Source organism: Desertibaculum subflavum, from assembly GCA_003576705.1.
GTDB lineage: Bacteria > Pseudomonadota > Alphaproteobacteria > Ferrovibrionales > Ferrovibrionaceae > Desertibaculum > Desertibaculum subflavum.
In genome coordinates, this window is the sequence record QOZS01000071.1 from 1 (window position 1) to 23,037 (window position 23,037).

Consider the following 23,037-nt stretch of genomic DNA (forward strand, 5'->3'; position numbering starts at 1 on the left):
ACACACCAAACCGCAACCTCCCCTCACGACCAACCACCTCCCGCGGGGTGGAGCAGCCCGGTAGCTCGTCAGGCTCATAACCTGAAGGTCACAGGTTCAAATCCTGTCCCCGCAACCAAGGATCCGAACAAACCCAAGGCCTTAGCAAACCAGCTAAGGCCTTTTTGTTCTCCAGAGCCCCTAGCACAGCGCTAGCACACCCCAAGCACACTTCCTCAAACCTGATAGCCTAAGCTTCACGGCGTTCAGTTCTGAGTGGGTGCGTTGGTGCTTCGGCATAAGCTTCTCGGCGGCAAGGTGCAGGTCTATCGCCGCCCCAATACGAGCCAGTGGCAGTGTGCCGCCTCGATCGACGGCCGGCAGTATCGGGCCAGCACGAAAGAGGACAGCCTCGAGCGCGCCAAGGAGGTGGCCGAGGACTGGTACCTCGGGCTGCGCGGCAAGGCCCGTGCCGGCATCCTCAGGACCGAAAAGACCTTCGCGGTCGCTGCCGCCCAGTTCCTGAAGGAATACGAGATCATCACCGAGGGGCAGCGGAGCCGGCGCTGGACCGAGGGGCATGCGATCCGCATCCGGCTCCATCTCGATCCCTTCTTCGGGGAGCTCGGCCTCTCCGAGGTGACGGCGGGCAAGGTCCAAGAGTACCGCGTGCACCGGATGAGCGCGCCCACGGTCAGGCCCCGGCTGAAAAACAAAGGAAACGCCAAAGCCAAAGCCAAATCCGAGGAAGAAGCCGTCGTCGACAGGCCCGAACCGCGCCCTTGGAAGCCGCCGGCGCGGAGCACCTTGCACGATGAGGTCGTGACCTTACGCCTGGTGCTGAAGACGGCGATCCGGCATGGCTGGCTCGCCCACCTCCCCGACCTCTCACCGCCCTACAAGACCCAGGGCAAGATTCAGCATCGGCCCTGGTTCAGCCCGGAGGAATATCGCCAGCTCTATGAGGCGACCCGCGCCTATGCCCGGAAACCCTTCCACGGCCATTACAAGTGGAACGCCGAGCAAGTGCACGACTACGTGCTGTTCATGGCCAACACGGGGCTCCGTCCCGACGAGGCGAAGAACCTGCAGCACCGCGATGTCGCCATCGTCGAGGACGCGGCGACGGGCGAGCGCATCCTCGAGATCGAGGTCCGCGGCAAGCGCGGCGTCGGCTTCTGCAAGAGCATGCCGAGTGCGGTTCGGCCCTACGAGCGGCTTGCCGCGCGACCGCTACCTGGTCCGCCGCAGGGTAAGCGCGCGCGCATCCGCCGCGGCGAGGACCCGAAAACACAGCCTGCGCCCATCGAGGTGACGCTGCCGCAGCCGACCGATCCGGTCTTCCCCGGCAACCACATCAAGCTCTTCAACGGCGTGCTGCGACGCGCCAAGCTCAAGCTTGACCGCGACAACCAGAAGCGCACCGCCTACAGCCTCCGCCACACCTATATCTGCCTCCGCCTCATGGAAGGCGCCGACATCTACCAGATCGCCAAGAACTGCCGCACCAGCGTCGAGATGATCGAGAAGCACTACGCCGCCCACATCAAGAACCGGCTCGACGCATCGCTCATCAACATCCGGAAACCCAAGCCGGCGCCGAAGAAGCCGGAAGCCGTCCCGGTCACGAATGCCACTCCCGGCGCGGAACCATCGTCGGAAGACAGGGCGGCATGAGTTTATGCGCGATGCTTGCTCGACGGAGCATGCGAGCCTCGACGAGCGCGCACCCGGGCCTTAGCATTCTCGCAAGGAGTCTTCGCGCATATCCGCGCGATGCGTTTTGTCATGGTGTTCATCCTTCATATCACCGGCAGCGATCCGGTCGCGCTGCAGATACCCGCCACCACCGAGAAGGCATGCGAAACGGCTAAGGCCAAGTTGCTCGGCGACGTGAAGGAAGCAGGCCTCGGGCGTGCCGTAGCCATATGCCTCGATACCGGCCGGGCGGTCTGATGCTCCGCCTCTTGCGCGGCCTTGGTCTGATCGCGGTGATCCTCGCATCGACGCAGGTGGCAGCGAAAGCGGATCCGTGCGGAGCGGCCATCGAGCGCGCGGCCCGGCTGACCGGCGTTCCGGTGTCGCTGCTCCGCGCGATCGGCGAGGTCGAGAGCGGGGTGCAGCTTGGCGAGCGGCGCGTCGCCTGGCCCTGGGCAGTGAACGACGGGCGCAGCCTCTTCTTCCGCAACCGCGCGGCGGCGGCCGCCCATGTCGACGCCCTGGTCGCCGCCGGCAAGTCGAATGTCGATATCGGCTGCCTGCAGGTGAATTGGCACTGGCACGGGGAGGCGTTCGACGCGCCCGCGGATATGCTCGACCCGGCAGCCAACGCGCTTTATGCGGCGCGCTACCTCGCCGCCTTGCGCCGGGAGCTCGGCAGCTGGGCCGCGGCGGTCAGCGCCTATCACTCGCGCCGGGAGACGCGCGCGGGAGCCTATCGCTGCCGGGTGGCCAGCCGCCTCCGGCCCGAATTGCGCCCGTCGGATTGTGGCCAGCACCGCCGGGCGCTCTAGATGAATTGAAATGTTCCTGTCAGTTCGGAGTGCGCTATGCGTCTATGTTCGATTCTGATCCCCCCGATGATGAGCCTTGCGCTTGCGACGGCTGCCGCGCAGAGCGCCGATCCCTTCGAGATCACCGTGAAGGCATTCACCCCCGCCGGCGCGCCGCTCGGGGAACAGACGGCCACGTGCTCGCCGGCGCAGCCCTGCCGCTTCTCGTGGCCCCTTGAACAAGAAGGTCAGCACAAATCCATATCCGTCGTGGTGAAGGAACTCCGGCCAGGCGTATTGCAAGTGCTGACGGACAATGGTCCGTTCCGAGTCGGAGCAATGCGGCTTGCGAACGAGAGTGGCGCAACCGGCGAAATGTCCGCCGTTACGCGGAGCGCCGGCCGCCCGAACGCTCTGATGAAATTCCAGGTGACGCGGCGCTAGCATCGCCCACGCTGGCGCGCTCGGGCAGCACATTGGCGCGCGTCGCCCATTGCAGACCGGCAACGACGGCGGCATTCCGGCTGATGCCGTGCGTCCTCGCGATCTGATCGACCCGTGCGAGGTCCTCGTCGCTCAGGGTTATACGCACGCGCACCCGCTGGCCTTCGGGCATCGAGGGGATCCGCCCCGTCAACTGCACGAGATGCAGGCCGGTCCCGAGGATCGAGAAGAATCCTTCGAGGCCGGTGGGGATACGGAAGCGGAGGGATTCGAGCATTTTAGCGCTCGCCGACTTCCTGGATCTTGACGAACATGCGTTCCTGGGATGCCTTGTCCTTGAGGGCGGCGTCGAGCAGGAACTGGAACACGGCGCGCTTGCTGATCCGATAGCCGAAGCGGTCGCGCCTTCCGACCAGCGCCTTCTCCAGCCGTTCCAAGCTCGTGCGTTCGAGCTGAATCGTCGTCGTCACGAGTGACTCACGGACTTTGCGCATCGCCTCATTCCCCCGCTTATATGATTGTATGTTTAAATCAAAATTTAAGAGCTCTCGCATAAAATCCACCACTCGTTTGGAGTGGTACCCAGTTCATGTTGCTCTCTCGTTTTCTAGCTTGTGCCATTGTCGCCGCATTGATCTGCATCTCACTGATCGATGCATCGCTTGCCCAGGACCCCTTCGGCTCCATCACCACCAAGGCGAACCAGACCCGCGATCACCTCGTCACCATCGGCCAGGCGGTGATCGGGGTCGTCGCCGCAGCGCTCTTCATCATGGCCGCCTTCGGCCGGGTGCAGTGGTACTGGGTCGGCATGGCGATTGTTGCCGGCGCCGGCCTGACCGGGATCGACGCGATCCAGGCCTGGATCAACGCCTGAAGGAATCCCAGCCGTGGTATCCGAAGGTGGCGTGATCCTGCGCGCCGTCGCGCGGCCCGCCGTGCTGCTCGGCGCGGCGCCGGACCTGACCAAGCTGAGCGGCGGCGTGGGCGTCATGGCCTACCTGCTGACGCTCAACGGCTTCTATGCCGCCATCGCCTTCGCGCTCGCGCACGGGCTGGCACTCTGGCTCACCATCCGGGATCCGGACTGCGTGCAGGTCGCGCGGGCCTGGGCACGGGTTCGGCGGCGGGGCCTCGGATTCGCCTGCGTGCCCGCCTTCTACCCGGTCAGCGGCAATCGCTATGTCGCGTGATCGCAAGATCCTCGCGGGCGTGAGCGCCGCGACGGCCGCGCTGCTGAACGCCGGCCCGGCCCAGGCGGCGGCGCTGAAGACGGCATCGCCGGACTGGGTGCAGAGCGCGGCGGCGCTTGGCGTCGGCTTACTGGCCGCGTCGGCCGCCACGGCACTCGCCGTCTCGCCGGTGGTCCGGCGCCTGGTGCTGCCGCCGCCGGAGGAGACCGAGCTCCGGCACATCCTGCAGTTCGAGGCGGTCCTCGATGATGGTCGGACCATCCGAACCCGGGAGGGCGCGCTGGTCCAGACCATTGCACTCCGCGGCATCGATTACAGCTCGAAGACCGAGCCCGAGCGCCGCGCCCTCTTCGTGAAGCGCCATGCCTGGCTGATGAAGCTCTGCGAGGCCGGCGCCGAGGCCAAGCTCCTGACCTTGCGGACAAGGGTGTCGGTCGACGCGCCGGCCCAATACGAGAACGCGGCGCTGCAGGAGATCCATGACCGCTGGATGCGGTCGTTCGACGAAGCCTACGTCAACCGGCACTACGTCGTCCTCACCGTCCGGGGCGAGAAAGCGCCGGAGAAACGGCTCGGCGAGCTGGTCCAATCAGTCCTGGAAGGCCTGCACGACTATGCGCCGGAGGTGCTGAGCAACGGGACAGGTGCGCACTCGCCGCTCAACTCATTCTGGGCGCGCCTGGTCAATGGCTTCCCGACACCGCTCCCCTCCTTCACGACGGATCTTGCCGAGCGGCTTTGCGTCGCGACCCTGACCTTCGGCCGCGACAGCGGCCTGATCGAGTACCGGGACGGTCTCGAGACGCGCTTGGCGCTCGCGATCTCGGTCCGGAGCTGGGGCGACACCGATTCCGGCGAGCTGGTCGACCGCCTGCTGGCGGTCGACGGCGAGATCGAGATCTGCCAGCTGCTGCGCGGCGTGCCCAAGGCCAAGGCGCAGACATGGCTGCCTTGGGCGAGCCGGCAGGCCAACATGCCGATACCCAACAGCTTCCGGACTGCCGAGTTCGAGGCGGCGCTCGAGCTGATCGCGGGCGACAAGGACGGCCTGGTCGAGCACCAGCTGACCGTGTTCGTGCAGGCCGGGACCGAGGAACGGCTCCAGGCGCTATCCGCCGAGGTCCGCCGGTTGCTGGCCGACTTCGGCATCCGCGCCGTGACCGAGGGCGCGGCGGTGGAGTGGCTCTGGCGCTGCCGGCTGCCGGGCTTCGATCTCCCGACCCGGCCGCGCGCGCTGCTGGCCCAGAATATCGCCAGCCTCAACAGCTTCAACGACGAGCCGCAGGGGCTCGATCGGTCGGATTGGGGCGAGGGGGCGCTTCGCCTGTTCAAGACCATCGGCGGTGCCGCCTACAGCCTGCAGCTACACAGCACAGCGGAGAAGGAGGCGCTCGCCCATTCCGTCACCTTCGCGCCGGCCGGCTCCGGCAAGACCACGCTGTTCGAACACCTGATCGGCGGGGCGCTCCGGCACCGGGAGCTGGCGGCCTATGCCTTCGACCGCAACTTCGGCCTCAACGTCTTCACCGAGGCGGTCGGCGGGACCTATCTCAACCTGAGCCAGGGCACCGACGAGACAGGCGAAGTCCACGTCCGGCTCAACCCCTTGCAATGCGCCGACAACCATCAAAATCGGCTGTTCCTGCGTTCCTGGCTGCTGCAGCTCGGGGGCGTGGATGACGACGCTTCCTATGAGGTGGCGGGGCGCGCCATCGACGCCATCTTCAAGATCCGCAAGGTCGGAAGCCGGTCGCTGACCTCGGTCTTTGACGGCGCCTTCGATACGGGGTCGGCGTTGAAGGCGGGTTTGGCCCGCTGGGTCGGCACGGAGGGGGCGGCCGGCTGGTTCAACGGCGCGACCGACAGCCTCAATCTCGACACCGCCCGGCTGGTCACCTTCGACATGACCGATGCCTTCCGCGACCCGCGCGCCGCGGCGGCGCTGGTCAGCTACATCATGTTCCGCATCCGGTCGGTCTGCGCGCGCGATGCGCGGCCGCATCTCGTCTTCATCGACGAGACGGCGCCGATGCTGGAGGACGAGATCTTCCGGAAGAATGTCGAGGTTCTGTTCCGCGAGCACCGGAAGCTCCGGGGCTCGGTCAATATCGTCTTCCAGGATGTCGGCGCATTGCTCCGGAGCGGCATCGCCGAGATGGTGTTCAACAACTGTCCGACCCAGTTCATCTTCCAGAACCCCAATGCGCGGGAAGAGGACTACCGGGCGCTCGAGCTGACACCGGCGCAATGGGATTACGTCAAGGGCACGAGCCGGCTTGGCCGGTCGCTCCGCCGCTCGGTCCTGGTCAAGCGCGGCCGCGAGGCGGTGATCCTCGATATCGATCTCTCAGCCCTCGGGCCTTACCTCAAGATCTACCGCTCGGGCATCGAGCCGGTGAACCTCATGCACTTCCTCAAGCTCAAATACGGAGCCGATCGATGGCTGGCCGAGTACATCGAGCACGGCTGATGCTTTCCGCAGCGTTCACGCGGGTACTCGGCAGCCGGCTCGGCTGCACGCTCGCCGGCCTCGTCCTGGGCGCGGCCGTTGCGGCGCCGGCCGCCTGGGCGGCGATGACAGTCTACGACCCGACGGTCAACGTCTCGACGCTCAAGATCCATGCCGAGGCGGTGAAGCAGCTGGCGGAGCTCGAAAAGCAGCTGGCCGAGCTCCGCAAGGTCTATGCGACGCTCGGCCGGGCCGGCGCCATCGGCCAGGGCTTCGGTAGCGGCGTGACCGCCGAGGCGCGGCGGCTTGCCGGCATCGCGACCGACATCTCCCGCTGGGAGCTGCCGCGCGACTTCAACGCCGGTTCGCTCAATACCTTGCAATCGGGTATCGCGACCTTGCGCCGGATCCTGGCCGTTCTCCCCGACGAGAAGGCCGGCAATCGGTCGGCCGATGATGCCGACACCGTGCATGCCCGCCGCGCGGCGGTGCATGAGGATGCGGCTTATCACGCGCTGGCGCTCGCTCTCTCGGAGCGGGAGGCGACCGCGCAGGCGATCGGTCGCGTCTCGGGTCTCGCCTCGGAAGCGCAGGCGACCGTCGACCTGCATGCCGACCTTGTCGCCGGCAACAAGCTCAAGGTTGCCGAGATCGAGCAGCTCGTGGCCATCCGGGCGCTGCTTGGCGCCCTCCTGGAGGTCACTGCGAGCGGTGAGATGCGACAGACCTCTGTCATTTACAGCGGCAGGAACAGATCAACGCAGTCTCTTCGTAGTGCTGGTACGGACGGCGGCGACGTGTTCGGGAAGTAGGCGTCATGGATTGTGTTACCTGCGGCATGTTCCGCCAGTTCGACGCGGTCGCGAACCAGTATGCGATGCAGGCCTTCGAGGCGCTGGCGCCCTGGGTTCGCAACGGCTTCACTGCATTCGTCGGCGTGTGGCTGGCCTTCCACCTGGGCTGGCGGGGGGTGTTGCAGGGAAACCTGCGCCTGGGCGAGATGATGAACGCAGGCGCAATCTTTGCTGCCGTCGCTGTGATCCTACAAGGATCGGGCTTCTACTGGGACTGGATCTACCTGCCCGGCCGCGAGGCGATGAGCGGGCTCACGCAGATCGTCGTGTCGTCGCCATCGGCAGGCATTGCCGATCCGTCCATGACCGGCCTCCTCTCCACAGTAGAACGCGAGGTCATGCGCGTGTTTGCGGTGGTGCAAGGCATCATCAGCGAATCGAACTTCTACGAGCTGGTCAACCTCGTTGGTGGTGTCCTGTTGCTTCTGCCTTATGTGTTTGTCTGGGGAATCTTCTTGGCCTTCCTGCTCGAAGGAACCTTCAAGTTCCTCGGTGTCTCGGCATTGGCGCCGATCTTCATCGCCTGTGCAGCATTTAAGGCTACCCGCGGCTTCACCATGAGCGCGGCGCGGATCCTGCTTAGCGGCATTCTGACTGTCGTGTTCGCCGGCGTGGCGATGGGCTTCACCATCACCATCGTCAAGCTTTACACCGCGAACCTGCCCATGAGTCCTGATGGCGCCGCGTTTGTGGGCGACCCCAGCGCCTTCGTTCTGAGCCGCGAGTACTTCAGCATCCTGCTGATCGGCTTCATCTCGATCCTGTTCCATCTGAAGGCCGCGACCTTGGCGTCGAACATATCCGGCGCCACGGACGGGCCGGGCGCGGCGAGTGCGGTGGTCGCGGCCGGCATGATGGGGATTGGACTCCTCAAATCGGCCGCGCTCGCGCCGGCCAGGCCCGTCCTCGACAACGCCAAGCGCCGCTATGGCGAGGCTGCGGTGGACGGCGTGTCCCATGCGGCCTCGTCCGCCGCATCCGCGGCCCGCCGCAGCGCCGGCAACCTGATCGAGCGGCTGACTCGCCGCATTGGAGGCACCCCATGAAACGTCTTCTGCTCGGCGTCCTGTTGCTTGGGCTTCTATCGGCCTGCGCCGCGACCGATACCGCGCGGCCGATCGGCACCGGCAACGGCATGGACCAGCTCCCGGCCTCGCCCTGCGCCTGCGAGGTGTTCTACCGCGCCGGCCAGTGGCTCGGCTGATCCCTCGGAGAGACCACGTGAGCGCGATGTACGAGCCCCGGGATACCGGGCACGCCTACCGCAGCCAGATGTGGGCCAACCGGGTGCTGGGCCTGGTCAGCGCAGGGCTCGTCATGGTGGTGATTGCGCAAGCCGCGGTGATTTATGCCCTGTTCCCACTCAAGCAGGTCGAGCCGATGCTCCTGATCGGCGGCAGCCGCGACGACCAGGTCTGGCGGGTCGAGCCGTTTGAGGTCGGCGCCCGGGGGTGGGACCTGATCGCCGAGAAGCTGGTGCAGGATTACGTTCAAAAACGCGAGACCATCGACCTGCAAACCGAGGTCGAGCGCTGGCAGCAGGTCGCCTGGATGTCGGCGGAGCCGGTCTTTGCTGAGTTCCGCAAGTTCATGGGGCGGGAGAACCCCAACTCCCCCTTCGAGCGGGCGAAGAAGGAGCGGCTGACGCGGCAGGTGAAGGTCCGGGTCGTGAGCCAGCTCAACCCGCATCAGTTCCAGGTCGCCTTCGCGCGCACCGACTTCCGGCACGGCGAGCGGATCGACCGACGCGAGCTGGTCGCGACGCTGACGATCGAGTTCCAGGAACAGAACGTGCGGCGGGAGGACCGTTACATGAACCCGACGGGCTTGACCGTCGTCGCCTATGGCCTTGCGGAGAAGTCATCGTGATCAGGAACCTGAAGCACGCCACCGCCGGCCTTGTGCTGGCGGCGCTCGGCGCCGGCCCCGCGGCTGCACAGAAGGCGGCCGACATCATCAACCTCGCCGACCCGGCCGCGGTCGAGGCGCAGCTCAAGGGCGAGTTCGGCGGAATCGAGCGCCGGCCCTCGCTGCCGCTCGGCGCCGTGCAGGAAGCCTGGGGCCGGGCGGATGCCAAAGCCGGCATCTACAGCGTCGCCTATCGGTCCGACGAGATCATCCGGCTTCGCGTGCGCGAGAAGATGCCGGTCACCATCGTGCTGCCGGACTGGGAGGAGGTCGGGCCGGTCGCCAACGGCGATCCCTTCGTCTTCGGCTACCAGCAGATCCAGAAGAACATGGTGGTGGTCGAAGCCGCCCAGGTCGGGGCAGATGCGAGCCTCACCATCGTCGGCCGGCTCTCCGGCCGCGTCTATGCCTTCTATCTCCGCGCCGAAGGCTTCAACTCGGCTGAGATTCCTGATGTCGTGGTCTATGTGAAGGCGGCGGCGCCGAATGGCACCGACGTGATGGCGGCACGCTTGGTGGCACTGCCGCCGACGGAGGATATGCCCGCGGCAAAGCCGGCCGGCGCATCGACGGCCTCCGCGCCCGCCCAGCCGGCCCGCAAATCCGGTCTCAACGATCCGGACTACCTGCAGGAGGTTCCGATGGATCCGGAGAAGCTCGAGTTCGGCTTCAGCATGGCGGGCGACCGGACCATCGCGCCGGAGCGGGTCTTCTCGGACGGCGTCTTCACCTACTTCGACTTCGGCGCCCGCTGGACCGGCACCGATCTGCCGGCGGTATGGCGGGTGGTGGACGGCGTCGACACGCCGCAAAACACGCGTATCAGAGGCACCATGCTGATCGCCGAGGCGACCGGCGCCTTCACTTTGCGGAACGGCCAGCGGGTGGTCTGTATCCGGCCGGAAGGCTGGGAGCCGACGGCCAAGCCGAAGCGGCCGGCAAGCTCGACGCCGAGCACCGTTCTGGCGCCGAATGCGCCGGATGCCGGCTGAGCCGATGCGCTGGGCGGTCCTGCCTCTGTTCGGTGCGCTGCTGCTCGCCGCCTGCAACGAGGGCGACGAAGCGGAGGGCAAGGCCGCGCAGCCGGTGCCGAAGACCACGCCGGCGCTGCTCGAGTTCAGCGCACCCGAGCCGGTGACGCCGCCACCCGCGCCGCCCGCGCCGGTGGCCTACGAGATCCCGAAGCCGCCGCCGGCACCACCCCCGCCGCCGCTGCCGCCACCGCCGGTTCTGTCGGCGCCGGCCTTCGACGATCCGGGACCGGCGCTTCGCGCGGCCGAGATCCAGGCAGCGCTTGCGAGGCGCCAGCAGACGCGGGCGCAGATCGCGCTCGCCCCACTGCCGGAGCCTGACTTCGCGCCCGAGCCCAAGCCTGAATGGCGTCTCAAGGACAGGGACTACCGCCGCGACAAGCTCGGACGCGACGAGTCGACCCTGCCGGTGGATCGGCACCGGATGATCACGGCGGATCGCTACATCACGGCGATCCTGGAGAACGCGATCAACAGCCAGATCCCGGGCCGTTTCATCGCGCTGGTCGAGCGCAACGTCTATGGCGCCGACGGAAGGCTCGCGCTGCTGCCCAAGGGCACACGGATTATCTGCCGCTACGAGAGCCTGGCGAAGGTCGGCGACACGCGGCTCCGCACGACCTGCGAACGGGCGCTCCGCCCGGACGGTGCTTCGATCCTCCTCACGGATGCGCAGGCCGCCGACCAGATGGCGCGCATCGGGCTGATCGGCGATGTCGATAACCGGCTCTGGGAACGCTATGGCGGCGCTTTCATCATCTCCGCCGTCTCGGCGCTCGCTTCGCTCGGCACCGTCACGTCGGACAACCGCCAGGTCCAGGGCGGCGCGCTCGCGGTCTCGCAGAACCTCGGCCAGGTGACCGCCCAGATCCTGGAGCAGACCGTCGACCTTGCGCCGGTCGTCACCGTCGCTGCCGGCTCCCGCATCCAGATCATCCCGGCAACCGACATCTGGCTCCGGGAGCCCGAGCAAATCCGCAACCATGAAGGTCAGCCATGAACTCCGGAGTCCATCACCGCGGCGCCCACGTGGCCGCGGCGCTCCTCTGCGGCCTCGTTCTTGCGACGGGCGCGGCCCAGGCCCAGATCGCCTCGCCCGCATCGCCGGCAGTGCTTCCGAAGGAGGAGAAGACGGGGCTGACCACGCTCGGGGCCGTCGAGCTCGGCGCCGCCGGCAGCGATGTGGATGCCGAGCTGACGGAACTGATGCAGCGCGCCGATGCCGCATTCCTGAAAGCGATCACCTTAATCGGCCGCGGCCGCGGCGTCGCCGCACCCCAGGGCACGCTCGGACAGGTCGTCTGGTACGGCATCAGGGCCGAGGTGAAGGGGGAGGAGCGAAAGGCGGGCCTTGCCGCGCCGCTGAAAAGCGCCTTCCTCACCGGCACGACAACGCTCGGCAAGGGCCAGAAGCTCGAGGCGACAGGCGACCTGGAGGCGCTCAAGGCGGCGGCCCGCAAGCTGCTCGGCGGCGGCAAGGACGCCGACCAAAAGGACAGCAAAGCGGGGAAGGGCGAGGAAAAGGCCAATGCCGAGGCGCGGCCGGCAAACCGACAGGTCAGTGCCGGTGGCGGCGCGGCAGGCTCGACCGGCAGCCTGCCGCCCTATCAGCCGCTCGCCTATCCGGAGAAGGGCGGCAGCTCAGGCTCTTCCTCGGCCGAGGTCGAGATGGTGACCTCCGAAGGCTGCCAGCCCCGCGCGCTGCTCGACCAGGGCGTGGTCTACCCGCAATCGAAGCTCGTCACCATGAAGGAGGGCGTGATCGTCAGGGACGGCCAGTGCACCGATTCCTTCCAGAGCCTGCCGATCCAGAAGAGCTTCGCCGGGTGCGAATACGCCGTCGATATCGAGGCGCTCAAGGCCTGGCCGCAATACCGGCCCTATTACGTCAATGCCGCGGGCGAGCCCGTCTATGTGACGGATTGCATGCAGGATGCGAACGCGCCGGCCGATATCGTCAAGGACGGCACGGCCTGTTCGCCGATTATCGACCTCGAGAAGCTCGTCGCGACCCGCGCCTCTGAGCTCGTCTACACCAGCATGAGCGGCGGACGGGTCGTGGTCGCAAGCTGCCGGCCGGACGAGGGCGATACGCTCCCGATCACGGCGACGGCCGATGGTTGCGGCTACCGGCACGACATGCCGGCGAACCAGAGCTTTAAGCAGACCCGGAAGGTCTATGTCGAGAAGGGCGTCTCCGTCGCCGTCTCGGCTTGCGCCGATGACGGGGCCGCCATCCCGCACGTGCTCGATACCGGGTCCTGTCAGCCGCAGGTCGACTACGTGACGAAGAAGGTCACGCCGCTTGCCCGCCGGCTGATCCAGACCGAGATCGGGCTCGTCACCATTGCCGAATGCGCGCCCTCGCCCGAGCTTGCCGCCGACCTCTTCGCCACCTCCGAGGGCTGCGAGCGGATTTTCGTGCACAACCTCACCGGCGACGAAAGTTACCGGACCGAGCGGTTCTACTACGAGCAGGCCGGTACCCGCGCCTATGTCGGCGCCTGTGTTGCGGCCGCCAATGCGGCGGCGCTGCCGCACCAGCTCGAGACCACCGGCTGGCAGAACGACGATACCGCCCGGACCGCGCTGCCGCAGACCCGTGTCTACATCACCTGGAACGGCGAGAAGTTCGAGGTATCGAGTGCGCAGGTCCGCCCCGACGCGGTGGCCGTGCCCTACAGCTTCGTGCGGGTGGAAACGGTCCCCAATCCGGACGCGTTCTACTACGAGGCCTGCAACAAGTACGTCGAGACCAACAAGAGCGACACCTACGCCCGCCCCGACGGCACGCAGGTCGGCTATGTGACGGGGCCAGGTGCGCCGCAAGGCCCGACCAATGCCTGCGTCACCCAGAGCGTCGAGATGTCCTTTGGGGGCGTTGGCCAGGTCGGCACCGACATTTACTGCTGGTATGGCGGGCGTGCGATCAAGCTTCGCGAGGACGGCGAAACCGTCTACGGGGCTGGCGTAAGTCCTGGCGCGATCGGCTCGACCGGCTGGTATCTGGTGCAGAATCGGCTCGATATGGGCGGTGGCGAGTACAAGGACGTCGGGTACACGGTCGGTTCCGGCGGTGCCTTGATGTATGGCGGCTCCGCCGGTGGCCGCTGCTATGCCGGTGCCACCGATGCGATGAAGGCGGCCTTCCAGGCCGCCTACGGGCTTTAGCGATGCTCGTTCCCTCGGGCGATGCGGTCCTGGATGCGGCGCTGGAGCCGCTCGGCCCCTTCTTCCGCAAGCGCGATCTGGTCGAGATCAGCGTGAACCGTGCGGGCGAGATCGGGCTCGAGATCGCCGGGAAGGGCTATGCCTTCGAGCGCGTGCCCTGGATGACGCATCGGTTCTGGGAGGACATCTGCCACACCCTCGCCAACAAGGCGGGCCATGCCTTCGACCCGCTCGAGCAGCCCCGGGTCTCGACCCGACTCCCCGGCGGACACCGGTTCGAGGCGATGCTGGGGAAGAGCGTACTCTCGGGCCTCACCGTCTCGATCCGGATCAAACGCAAGGCGCAAGCCAGCCTCGACGACTTCGGCCTTGCCGGCCAGGTTCGATCGGAGATCGAGGCGGCGATCGGCCAAGGCGCCAACGTCGTGATCTCGGGCGGCACCTCCAGCGGCAAGACGACCCTTGCCAACCTTCTGCTCCCGCTGATCCCGACCGACCGGCGGGTGCTGACGATCGAGGACACGCCCGAGCTCGATCCGCCGCACCCGAACCGGGTGGCCCACATCGTCAGCCGCAACGAGGCCAATCCCCGGGTAGGCTATGCCGAGGTATTCGATCACGCCATGCGGAGCCGGCCGGACCAGATCCTGCTCGGCGAGCTCTCGATCCCGAACGCCTTCCCCGCGTTGCTGCTGCTCAACTCCGGCCACCGCGGCTTCCTCTGCACCATGCACGCGGATTCGGCGGCACTCGCGCTGGAGGAGGGCTTCTATCAGCGCGTCGCGCTCTCGGGCCACACCGAGATCGATCCGGATTATCTGGCTCGGTATCTCCGGCGCACAGTCGATCTGGTCGTCCAGGTGGCGAAGATCGGGCGCGACCGGCGGCTCGTCACCGAACTCTGGTGGCCGGGACGAGGCGAGCCGAAGCGGCTTTTTGATGCCGAGACACTCAAGCCATGAACCAGAGCAATGCCGCCGCAATGGCCTGGTACGGCTTCGTCGCCGTCGCATCGGCTGCCACTCTTCTTGGGCTTCTGCTCCATCTCGGCATCCGGCCGCTCAATGCGGCCCATTGGAAGGCGCTGTCAGGCTACTACCTGAAAACGGGCGGGCTCCCCGTCGACCTCCTGGTCGGCCTGGGAATCTGGTTCCTCTGCTCGATGCTGGCCATTGCCGCGGGGCCGGCGCTCGGGCGGGCAGGGGAGTATGGCGATGCGCGCTGGGCGACCCGCTCGGAGCTCCGGCGCTTCAAGCCCGGGCTCACGGCCAAGGCCGGCGTCGTGCTTGGCCGGTTCGGTGGCATAGGGCGCTTCAGTGGGCGGCTTTTGATGAGCGCCGAGCCGCTCTCCGCCCTTGTCGTGGCGCCGGCCGGCACCGGCAAGACGGATGGCGTGATCGTCCCCTCCGTGCTGATGTGCGATCCCTTCTCCCTCGTGGTGAACGACCCCAAGGGCGAGCTCTACGAGCGCACGGCCGGCCACCGGGCCACGCTCGGCCGCGTGCTGCGGATCGAGTGGACCGCCGGTGCTGCAGGCTCGGTCTGCTGGAATCCGATCGATCTCGGCTCGCTCCCCACTGAGCGCGGCGCGAGAGGCGACCTGATCGACCGCCTCATCGCCGTGCTGATCCCGGGCGACGAGCGGGACTTCTGGATCTCCTCCGGCCGGGCAGCGCTTGCCGCCTGCGCGCTGTTCCAGATCTACGAAGGCGAGCGGCTCGGCTTCGCGCCGAGCTTCGGATCCACGCTCGAATGGCTCGCGAGGCTGGGCGAGGGCCAGGGTCCCGATGTGGAAGACCCGGTCCGGCCGAACCTCGATCGCGCCGCCCGGATTGCCGATATCGAGGGCTACCCGTCGCGCGTCGGCGCCTGGCTGCGCCAGCTTGCCATGATGGACTACCGCACACGATCGAACGTCGTGGCCACGATCAGCGCGGCGCTCAAGATCTTCTCCAACGAGAATGTCGCGAGCGTGACGGCCAGGACGGACTTCACGCTCGGCGATCTCCGCGGGATCGATGGCCGGCCGGTGACGGTCTACATCGTGGTGCCGGCCTTCGACCAGGATGCGTTCGGCAAGATCACCGCTCTCTTCGTCGAATCGGCCACCCGGTTCCTGACCGAGCGGAAACCCCGCCGCGGCGAGCTCGGCGTCCGCTTCATTCTCGACGAGGTCGGATTCCTGCCGCCGATCCAGGCGATCAGCATGGGGCCTGCCATCACCCGCGGCTACGGCGTCTCCTTCCTCTTCGCCTGCCAGGATTACGGCCAGCTCAAGGACCGCTGGGGCCAGGGCGGCCTCGACAACATCATCACCAACACCGCCTTCAAGGTGGTGCTGTCGCAGAACCATCCTGACACCGCCGCGATGATCTCGCGGGCGGTCGGCAATACGACGCGCCGGCGGAAGAGCCGCTCCAAGCAGGTCGGGCTCGACAAGGGCCCGTTCGCCGGCGGCTCGGTCTCGGAGCAGCGGGAAGGGTCGCCGCTGATCCGGCCGGAGGAGATCATGTCGATGGAGTTCGGACGGCACTTCGTGCTCGCGCAGAACCGGGTCAAGCGGCCGATCTGGTGCCGGTCGGCCTACTACATGCACGTGCCCGCGCTTCGAAGGAGAGCTGGGCGGGCAGCGCCGGCTTTGCCCCAGGGCATCGCTTCGAGATCGACTTGATCGTGGTCCTACGGGCGCTGCTGAACGGCCGCTATGCGCCAAGAGGGGACATAAGAAACAGTTAGCCGCGCACCAGAAAGAGCCTAATAGCCGTACTTCAGGCGGCGTGTTTGGAAAGCAGCTTCACCGCCCTCGAGGATCTCTCCGACAAGTACTGCAACGGGCTCTTTGTCGATGGCGCCCATGTGCTGGGAGGGAATTTCCGCGTGACCGTCCGGTGCCGATCCAGAAGCGCGCGGCGATCATCCGCATGCCCTCGCCTGTGGCGCCCATTTCTTCCTGGCGTCGATCGGCGCCGGTCAAGCCGAGTGCCCTCCGCCTTCGCGCGTGCCAGGCCGGCATTGACACGCTTGCGCGCGCTCGCATTCGGCTAATACGCCAAGCATCTGATACATCGCCTTACTTGCTGGCGTCGTCGTATCGATCCCTTGCTGATACAGAGACAGACCGACGCGCTTTCCGAGCAACTCGCCGAGCACGCCAACGAGATCCTGCGGCGAGCGCACAAGCCGATCGACCGACCATGCCGCGACTAAATCGATCTCGCGCCGTGCCACAGGATTCCTGGGCGAGCCGCATCGGCCAGCTGCTTTCCGCAAATGGGCTCGAGCGGAATGACCGCTATGGGTCAGGAGCGCTCGCGGCGCAGAGTGCCAACCATCTCGGCGAGCTCTTCCCGCGCGGCTTTGAGCGAGTTCCAATCCACCTCACCGATCGGAAAATTACCGGCCACCACGGCGCTCAGCACGGCGTTGGCGCGGAGCAGCATGTGCCGGCCCGCTGTCTCTCCGCCTTCGCGCGCTTTTGCGATCAGGGCGTCGCGATAAACCGCGACGCGACGAACCGCTTCGCCGAAGGGCAGGGCGCCCGCCTTGGGCCGTTCCTGCAAAACCCGATCAAGGGCGGCGAGCGCGTCCTCGGCATAATCGACGGTCAAAGCCTCGCCCTCGTCCCATAAAGCCTGCCGCGCCGCAGATCGCAGGTCAGCGCCTTCGTCGTATGGATGCTGGTATTGGGGTCGCCGAAAATCGCGAGGAGCACATTGGCGGTGTCGCCGCGGGTATAGCCTTCCCAGCCATAGACCCAGGGCATGCCCACCTGGTGCACATATCGGCCGCTGATGTGGAACGGGCGCAGGCGCTCTGTCACGAGCGCCTTGGCCTCGATCTCCCCTCGCGCTGTCGACAGCACGGCCCAGTCGAGATTGTTTAGGCCGATCTCGCGCGCGAGCTCCGGCGAGACCTCGATGAAGGCTTCCGGCTGCAGTTCGGCCGTATGCGGCATGGCCCGGGTCGCGATACCGCCGCAATGCAGCTCGGTCAGCCGATAGGTGGTGAAGACATAGGGAAAGCGCGGGTCGCCCACCTCATGCAGACCGTTGGCGGAATGTCGCCACAGCTTGACCGCCGGATTGCTTTGCTGCTTGTAGAGCGGATTGCCGACCGGGCTCTCCACCGGTTCGTAGTAGGTCGGCAGGGGGCCGTCCTTGAGCCCCGATGGCACGAACAGAAGGCATTTGCCGTCCGGCTCCATGATGAACGGATCGGCGCCGCCAAGTGCCTCAGACCCGATGGGGTTCTCCTCCCAATTGGGCCGCATGTCCGGCGCCTTATCGCGTATGAAATCCGGCGTATCGAGCCCAGTCCATTTGCCAGACTTCGCGTCCCACCACACCAATCGCTTGCGCTCCGACCAAGGCTCGCCCTCGGGATCGGCGGAAGCGCGGTTGTAGAGCACACGGCGATTGTCGGGCCAGGAGAACGCCCAGCCACGGTGATGCGTGAAGCTGCCCGGCCGGTCGGGCTTGCGCGAGCGGGCGCGGTTCTCGTCCGCTGACGGGAAGACGCCCGAATACATCCATCCGCCACAGGCGGTGCTGCCATCGTCCTTCAGCTCCAGGAAGCCGGAGATCTGCCGGCGTTCCGCGACTGTGTAGCCATTGATCTCGCGAAGGACCGCGGCGGCGTCCGGCTCGGATAGATCTCCGTTTGTCGGATAGTCCCACGTGAGGGCCCGGATCGGCGCATCCTCCGGCGCTTCGCTGTCGGCATAGAGCTGCTTGAGTCGCCGACCCAGGTGATAGACGAACCATAGATCCGAGCGGCAATCCCCGGGCGCATCACAGACCTTGTCGTGCCATTGCACGAGACGGGTCGTGTTGGTCAGCGTTCCCTCCTTCTCCGCCGCCATTGCGGAGGGCAGGAAGAAGATCTCGGTGCCGATCTTGTCGGGCGCCAGCTCTCCGCGGCGCACCAGGCGGCCCTTCTTCCAGAAGCTCGCAGTTTCCGTCATGGCGAAGTCGCGTACGACCAGCCATTCCAGATTGGCGAGTCCCCGCTCGACGAGCTCGGAGTTGGTATTTCCTACGACAGGGTTCTGGCCGAACACGAACTGCCCCTTCACGACACCATCGACCATGGCCAATGTCGTGGGCAGTTGCGAATGGTCCCCGGTCAGTTTTGGCAGCAGGTCATAGGCAAAGCCTTTGTCGGGTTGCGCCGCCTCGCCGTACCACGCCTTGAGCAGGCTGATCATGTATTTCGGGAGATTGTTCCACCAGCCGGTGGGTACGGTCTGCGCCTTCAAATAGTCGGCGAGCGAGCCATGCTGTGTCATCGCGTTGGGTTGCGGCATGTAGGTCGGCAGCATGTTGTACAGCGTCGGAATGTCGGTGCTGCCTTGTATGCTGCAATGCCCGCGCAGCGCCAGGACTCCGCCGCCAGGACGCCCGATATTGCCGAGCAGTGCCTGAATGATCGAAGCCGCCCGGATAATCTGCACGCCGTAGGAGTGGTGCGTCCAGCCTACGGCGTAGCAGAACGCGCCGGTGCGCTCCCGACCCGAATTCCGCGCCAAGGCGTCGCAAACTTTGAGGAAAGTTGCCTGTGGGCAGCCGGTGACGTGCTCAACCATCTCCGGTGTATAGCGACCGAAATGCCGGCGCATGATCTGGTAGACGCAGCGCGGATGCTGCAGCGTCGGGTCCGTGGGCGGCGGGTTACGCGCATCTCTGGCGACACCGCCTTCAAAGGCCTCCGTGGTCTGCTCGAAGTTTTCGGCCGAGGCGGCGGCGCTTATCTGGCCTTCGTACTGCCACGTGTCGTGCTTGTAGATACCGCGATCGGCCAACAGACCGGAGAACACGCCATCGTTTTCCTCCGGGTCCAGGTAGCCTTCCTCGACGATCGCAGCGAGATTTGTGTAGGCCAACGCGAAGTCGCGAAACCACAGATCGTTCACCAGCAAATAGTGAATGATCCCGCCGAGGAAGGCGATATCGGTGCCGGAACGGATCGGTGCATGGATCTCCGCCAACGCGGAGGTCCGGGTGAAACGCGGATCGACATGGATCACAGTCGCACCGCGCGCCTGCGCCTCGGTGACGAAGCGGAAAGCGACGGGATGGTTCTCCGCCATGTTTGAGCCCATGACCGTGATGCAGTCCGAATTGGCGAGATCCCACAGCGCCATGGTCGCAGCGCCCCGCCCGAAGGTTGTCCCCAGACCGGGGACGGAGGATGAGTGTCAAATTCGTGCCTGGTTCTCGATGCTGACCACGCCGAGGCCACCGCCCAGCAGCTTCTTGATCAGGTAGTTCTCTTCGTTGTCCAGGGTCGCGCCGCCAAGCGAGGCAATGCCCAAGGTGTGGCGGACCGGCGTGCCGTCTGCCAGCCTGTCGACGATGGTCTCATCGCGCGTTTGCTTCACAAGCGCAGCGATCCGTGCCATGGCCCAGTCCAGCGGTCGCTTCTCCCACGCCGACGAATGGGGAGCCCGATACAGAACCTCCGGCACCCTTAGCTCGGATAGCATCATGCCGAGCGTCCCAGCTCCCTTCGGGCAGAGCGTCCCCTGGTTCACCGGACTGCGCGGGTCGCCCTCTATGTGAATAGGCTTGCCGTGCTTGGCATAGACAAGCTGCGCACAACCGACGGCGCAGAACGGGCATATGCTAGTGCCGATGCGGTCGGCTTCTTCGAGCCGGGGGCGCTGATGTTCCGAGAGAGAACTCCTCGCCGCCTCCGCCACTGCCGACTGGCCACTGAGCTGCCGCGGCACAGACCAGTCTTTGAAGAATTCGGAGGCCTTGCGAGCGAGGCGGCGGCGGATCTGATTCATCGGAACTTCCCGCGCGGCGAACTTGGATCTGATTGTCGCGCAACGTGATCGCAGAAGAGTGGTTCCCACCCGGCAACCATTCTGCCCGGCGACGCGTCTGCTTCGTGTCATGCCCGCGTCGTGCACCATGGAGGGGAGGATTGTCCTGATGCAGGAGAGCCGCTTCATGTTGCTCGATGGCCGCGGCATTGCGCATCTCTGTGTCCTCTCACCGGAAGCGCGGTTAGAGCCCGAGCGCGCCGACAACTTGCGGCGAAGCGGCACGAAAGTGCATGTCCGCTACGAAGATTGTGACGGTGTCATCGGACACAGGGTGTCCGACGTGACTGTGCCTTAGTTAATGGAGGGACGCATCGATGGAGGTGCACCAGCGTGCGCGAAATTATCCGGAGTCGGGCTTCGATGCGCCCATCCCCGACGAGGCGGAGCTGACCGCACAGACACGGGTGAGGCCCGGTCGGTCCTACGGCTTCTTTACCGACACGACGCTCTGTATTGGATGCAAGGCCTGCGAAGTGGCTTGCAAGGAGTGGAACAACCTGCCGGCCGACGATCTCGGTCTCACCGGCAACAGTTACGACAACACCGGTGCGCTTTCCGCCCATACCTGGCGCCATGTCAGCTTCATCGAAGACAATGTGCGGGCTGAGATAAGTCGGCCGTTCCAGAGCGGCTGGCTGATGATGAGCGATGTCTGCAAGCATTGTCAGACAGCGCCCTGCGTCGAGGCCTGCCCCACCGGCGCGCTGTTCCACACCGAGTTCCGAACCGTCGTGGTTCAGCAGGATATCTGCAATGGCTGTGGCTATTGCGTGCCGGCTTGCCCGTTTGGCGTCGTGGAACTTAGCGCGCTCGACGGCAAGGCACATAAGTGCACGCTCTGCTACGACCGTCTGAAGGGCGGCCTTGAGCCTGCCTGCTCGAAAGCCTGCCCGACCGATTCGATCCAGTTTGGCGAGATGGAAGCACTGGAGGAGCGGGCGCTGAGGCGGGTGCGGGACCTGGAGGCGCGCGGCATCGACGATGCATATTTATACGGCGTTCCAGGGTCACCCGGCGCGGCCGGCGGCATAGAGCGTCTCAACGCCTTCTTCCTCCTCACGGCGGCGCCCGAGCGCTTCAACCTTCCGGTCGCGCCAAGCCGCCCCTCGGATCGGACCATGCCAAGCTTGGCTGCCGGGATCACCGCTGTCGCTGGTCTTGCCCTCGCCGCGCTCTTCCTCTTCGGCCGGAGCGACAGGACATGACGCTGGTTCAGGGCGGCCCGAACGACCACGCGCTGCCGAGTCGTCCGAACGGAACATATTACGATCTGCCGCAGGTGAAGGCTGCGCCATTCAAGTCGGGCGCAGTTGGGACGTACGTATTTCTCGCCGGGCTCTCGGGCGCCTCGGCGCTGTTCTCCGCATTGCTTTCCAGACGCCGGCGGCGCTACGGGGACTCTGCCATCCGACGCGCCGATGCGCTGTCGATGCTTGCCCCCACGCTGGGAGCGGGCCTGCTGATTTACGACCTCAAAACGCCCCAGCGCTTCTACAACATGCTGCGGATCTTCCGGCCAAGCTCACCGATGTCAATCGGATCGTGGCTGCTGGTCGGCTTCGGGGGCGCGGCGACTGCGGCCAGCGCTGGCGAGATGCTGGGCCGCCACATGAAGCTAGGCTGGCTGCGCCATCTAGGCGCCTGCTTCCGAGTTCCAGCCGCGCTGACGGGGGTCGGCCTTGCGACCTATACCGGGTCGCTTTTCGCGGCGACCAGCACCCCTCGCTGGGCCGCAGCCCCCAAGAGCCTCAGCGTACAGTTCGGTGCCTCCTCCGTTGCATCTGCGGCCACCGCATTGGCATTCGCGGAACCGCGCAGCGACCTGCGCCGATCACTTGACTTGGTTGCCGGCGCGGCTCTGGCGGTGGAGCTTGCAGCTGCGCAATCGGCGCGCAGAGCGTATCGAGCGGCGGGGATCCAAGCTGACGGTCCGATGCCGATCCGCGACCAGCTTGGCACTCTATTGCCGCTGGGCCTGATTGCCGCCTCCGCTGTCTGCTCGCCTGGTCCACAGCGCACTCTCTCGCGCCTGGCCTGCCTGGCGGTGCTCGGCGGCTCGCTTGCTATGCGAATACAAACTATCGAAGCGGGGAAGAGCAGTGCAGCCGATCCGCGCGTCTCGCTGCGCCTGGCGCGCCGAACTCATTCCGCAATGCGAAAATGAGCGAAATCCGGCTCCCATCGCACCCGGGGACGCCAATGCTGATTGAGCGGAGCCTCACGCGCCAAACACGCGCAAAAGGGGAACAAAAGCCGCGCTACCAGCTTTCATTTGTGACGGCAGGGACCGCAAATGGACGAAGAGAAGAAACGGGCCAGCATTGCCGTGACTGCCGGTGTCCTGGGGACGCTGGCGCTGCTCGCCGGAATCGGCCTGGTGGTCGTGTATGGCGGGCTCTACAACATCGCGGCCACCGAGGACCACACCTCGGTTACCAGATGGGCCTTCGAGACCACCTTCCAAAATTCCATCGAGCGGCGGGCGGCGGATATCGCGCCGCCAGAGAATGTCACGCCCCAGATGATCGCGGCCGGCGCGGAGCACTACAAGGCGATGTGCCAGCATTGCCATGCCGGGCCCGGCGTCGAACGGTCGGAATGGGCGGGCGGGATGCGCCCGCGGCCGCCGCACCTGACCGAGGCCGCCGCCGAGTGGAATATCGAGGAGGTGTTCTGGCTGGCCA

Annotated in this window: 24 protein-coding genes and 1 tRNA gene; 20 read left to right on the top strand and 5 right to left on the bottom strand. The window is 66.1% G+C overall.

The features are described from left to right. Positions 1 to 41: 41 nt before the first annotated feature. The 4 genes from DT074_RS24855 to DT074_RS24870 all read left to right on the top strand — a co-directional run bounded on the left by DT074_RS24855 (position 42) and on the right by DT074_RS24870 (position 2,492). A tRNA-Met gene (locus DT074_RS24855) sits at positions 42 to 118 on the top strand. A gap of 149 nt (positions 119 to 267) precedes the next feature. Then, positions 268 to 1,656 carry a site-specific integrase gene (locus DT074_RS24860; RefSeq protein ID WP_119422581.1) on the top strand — a complete coding sequence of 463 codons (1,389 nt, stop codon included), beginning with the start codon at positions 268 to 270 and terminating at the stop codon, positions 1,654 to 1,656. A 111-nt stretch (positions 1,657 to 1,767) separates the two neighbouring features. After that, complete coding sequence (locus DT074_RS24865; protein WP_162915197.1) at positions 1,768 to 1,935, top strand: hypothetical protein; 168 nt, start codon at positions 1,768 to 1,770, stop codon at positions 1,933 to 1,935. Next, positions 1,935 to 2,492 (top strand): lysozyme family protein, encoded by a 558-nt coding sequence (locus tag DT074_RS24870; RefSeq protein ID WP_162915198.1) that lies wholly within the window; start codon positions 1,935 to 1,937, stop codon positions 2,490 to 2,492. Before DT074_RS24865 ends, DT074_RS24870 begins: the two co-directional genes overlap by 1 nt. Before the next feature lie 364 nt (positions 2,493 to 2,856). Here the strand turns inward: DT074_RS24870 and DT074_RS24875 are convergent, their stop codons facing one another. Both DT074_RS24875 and DT074_RS24880 read right to left on the bottom strand, forming a co-directional pair. Further along, positions 2,857 to 3,192 (bottom strand): hypothetical protein, encoded by a 336-nt coding sequence (locus DT074_RS24875; protein WP_119422565.1) that lies wholly within the window; start codon positions 3,190 to 3,192, stop codon positions 2,857 to 2,859. A gap of 1 nt (position 3,193) precedes the next feature. Next, positions 3,194 to 3,385: a hypothetical protein gene (locus tag DT074_RS24880; RefSeq protein WP_162915199.1), complete on the bottom strand. Its 192-nt coding sequence runs from the start codon at positions 3,383 to 3,385 to the stop codon at positions 3,194 to 3,196. A gap of 119 nt (positions 3,386 to 3,504) precedes the next feature. Here DT074_RS24880 and DT074_RS24885 point away from each other — a divergent pair, with 119 nt between their 5' ends. The 12 genes from DT074_RS24885 to DT074_RS24930 are packed head-to-tail and all read left to right on the top strand — an operon-like array spanning position 3,505 to position 16,192. Beyond that, on the top strand, positions 3,505 to 3,792 hold the full coding sequence (locus tag DT074_RS24885; RefSeq protein ID WP_162915200.1) for a TrbC/VirB2 family protein: 288 nt from the start codon (positions 3,505 to 3,507) through the stop codon (positions 3,790 to 3,792). Between the two features lie 13 nt (positions 3,793 to 3,805). After that, positions 3,806 to 4,108 carry a VirB3 family type IV secretion system protein gene (locus tag DT074_RS24890; RefSeq protein WP_162915201.1) on the top strand — a complete coding sequence of 101 codons (303 nt, stop codon included), beginning with the start codon at positions 3,806 to 3,808 and terminating at the stop codon, positions 4,106 to 4,108. Positions 4,109 to 4,127: 19 nt separating this feature from the next. Beyond that, complete coding sequence (locus DT074_RS24895) at positions 4,128 to 6,578, top strand: VirB4 family type IV secretion/conjugal transfer ATPase (protein ID WP_162915202.1); 2,451 nt, start codon at positions 4,128 to 4,130, stop codon at positions 6,576 to 6,578. Further along, entirely contained in the window at positions 6,578 to 7,369 is a 792-nt protein-coding gene (locus DT074_RS24900) for a hypothetical protein (protein ID WP_119422570.1), read from the top strand. Before DT074_RS24895 ends, DT074_RS24900 begins: the two co-directional genes overlap by 1 nt. Before the next feature lie 5 nt (positions 7,370 to 7,374). Continuing rightward, complete coding sequence (locus DT074_RS24905) at positions 7,375 to 8,457, top strand: type IV secretion system protein (RefSeq protein ID WP_119422571.1); 1,083 nt, start codon at positions 7,375 to 7,377, stop codon at positions 8,455 to 8,457. Then, complete coding sequence (locus DT074_RS28280; RefSeq protein WP_162915203.1) at positions 8,454 to 8,615, top strand: hypothetical protein; 162 nt, start codon at positions 8,454 to 8,456, stop codon at positions 8,613 to 8,615. The genes DT074_RS24905 and DT074_RS28280 overlap by 4 nt, the downstream gene beginning before the upstream one ends. A 26-nt stretch (positions 8,616 to 8,641) precedes the next feature. After that, positions 8,642 to 9,280 carry a VirB8/TrbF family protein gene (locus DT074_RS24910; protein WP_119422572.1) on the top strand — a complete coding sequence of 213 codons (639 nt, stop codon included), beginning with the start codon at positions 8,642 to 8,644 and terminating at the stop codon, positions 9,278 to 9,280. After that, a complete protein-coding gene (locus tag DT074_RS24915) occupies positions 9,277 to 10,311 on the top strand; it encodes a TrbG/VirB9 family P-type conjugative transfer protein (RefSeq protein ID WP_162915205.1) in 1,035 nt (344 codons plus the stop codon). The genes DT074_RS24910 and DT074_RS24915 overlap by 4 nt, the downstream gene beginning before the upstream one ends. Before the next feature lie 4 nt (positions 10,312 to 10,315). Beyond that, on the top strand, positions 10,316 to 11,350 hold the full coding sequence (locus DT074_RS24920) for a TraB/TrbI/VirB10 family type IV secretion system protein (protein WP_162915206.1): 1,035 nt from the start codon (positions 10,316 to 10,318) through the stop codon (positions 11,348 to 11,350). After that, a complete protein-coding gene (locus DT074_RS28285; protein WP_162915207.1) occupies positions 11,347 to 13,521 on the top strand; it encodes a hypothetical protein in 2,175 nt (724 codons plus the stop codon). Before DT074_RS24920 ends, DT074_RS28285 begins: the two co-directional genes overlap by 4 nt. A 2-nt stretch (positions 13,522 to 13,523) precedes the next feature. Continuing rightward, a complete protein-coding gene (locus tag DT074_RS28290) occupies positions 13,524 to 14,483 on the top strand; it encodes an ATPase, T2SS/T4P/T4SS family (RefSeq protein WP_162915208.1) in 960 nt (319 codons plus the stop codon). Continuing rightward, positions 14,480 to 16,192, top strand: a complete 1,713-nt coding sequence (locus DT074_RS24930) for a type IV secretory system conjugative DNA transfer family protein (RefSeq protein WP_119422575.1) — start codon at positions 14,480 to 14,482, stop codon at positions 16,190 to 16,192. The genes DT074_RS28290 and DT074_RS24930 overlap by 4 nt, the downstream gene beginning before the upstream one ends. 299 nt (positions 16,193 to 16,491) lie before the next feature. On the opposite strand, the gene DT074_RS28615 is transcribed toward DT074_RS24930, so the two are convergent. The 3 genes from DT074_RS28615 to fdh form a co-directional block, all read right to left on the bottom strand. Then, a complete protein-coding gene (locus tag DT074_RS28615; protein WP_368744891.1) occupies positions 16,492 to 16,749 on the bottom strand; it encodes a recombinase family protein in 258 nt (85 codons plus the stop codon). A 71-nt stretch (positions 16,750 to 16,820) separates the two neighbouring features. After that, positions 16,821 to 17,129: a hypothetical protein gene (locus tag DT074_RS24940; RefSeq protein WP_119422576.1), complete on the bottom strand. Its 309-nt coding sequence runs from the start codon at positions 17,127 to 17,129 to the stop codon at positions 16,821 to 16,823. Then, positions 17,126 to 20,311 carry a formate dehydrogenase gene (fdh, locus tag DT074_RS24945; RefSeq protein WP_119422577.1) on the bottom strand — a complete coding sequence of 1,062 codons (3,186 nt, stop codon included), beginning with the start codon at positions 20,309 to 20,311 and terminating at the stop codon, positions 17,126 to 17,128. The genes DT074_RS24940 and fdh overlap by 4 nt, the downstream gene beginning before the upstream one ends. 148 nt (positions 20,312 to 20,459) lie before the next feature. Between fdh and DT074_RS24950 the strand changes: the two genes are divergently transcribed. The 4 genes from DT074_RS24950 to DT074_RS24965 form a co-directional block, all read left to right on the top strand. Next, entirely contained in the window at positions 20,460 to 20,648 is a 189-nt protein-coding gene (locus DT074_RS24950) for a hypothetical protein (protein WP_162915209.1), read from the top strand. A gap of 19 nt (positions 20,649 to 20,667) precedes the next feature. Further along, positions 20,668 to 21,558 (top strand): 4Fe-4S dicluster domain-containing protein, encoded by an 891-nt coding sequence (locus tag DT074_RS24955; protein WP_119422579.1) that lies wholly within the window; start codon positions 20,668 to 20,670, stop codon positions 21,556 to 21,558. Continuing rightward, positions 21,555 to 22,517, top strand: a complete 963-nt coding sequence (gene nrfD / locus DT074_RS24960; RefSeq protein ID WP_119422580.1) for an NrfD/PsrC family molybdoenzyme membrane anchor subunit — start codon at positions 21,555 to 21,557, stop codon at positions 22,515 to 22,517. Before DT074_RS24955 ends, nrfD begins: the two co-directional genes overlap by 4 nt. Positions 22,518 to 22,646: 129 nt before the next feature. Then, positions 22,647 to 23,037 (top strand): c-type cytochrome (locus DT074_RS24965; RefSeq protein ID WP_162915210.1); only part of this gene is annotated, 391 nt, incomplete at its 3' end.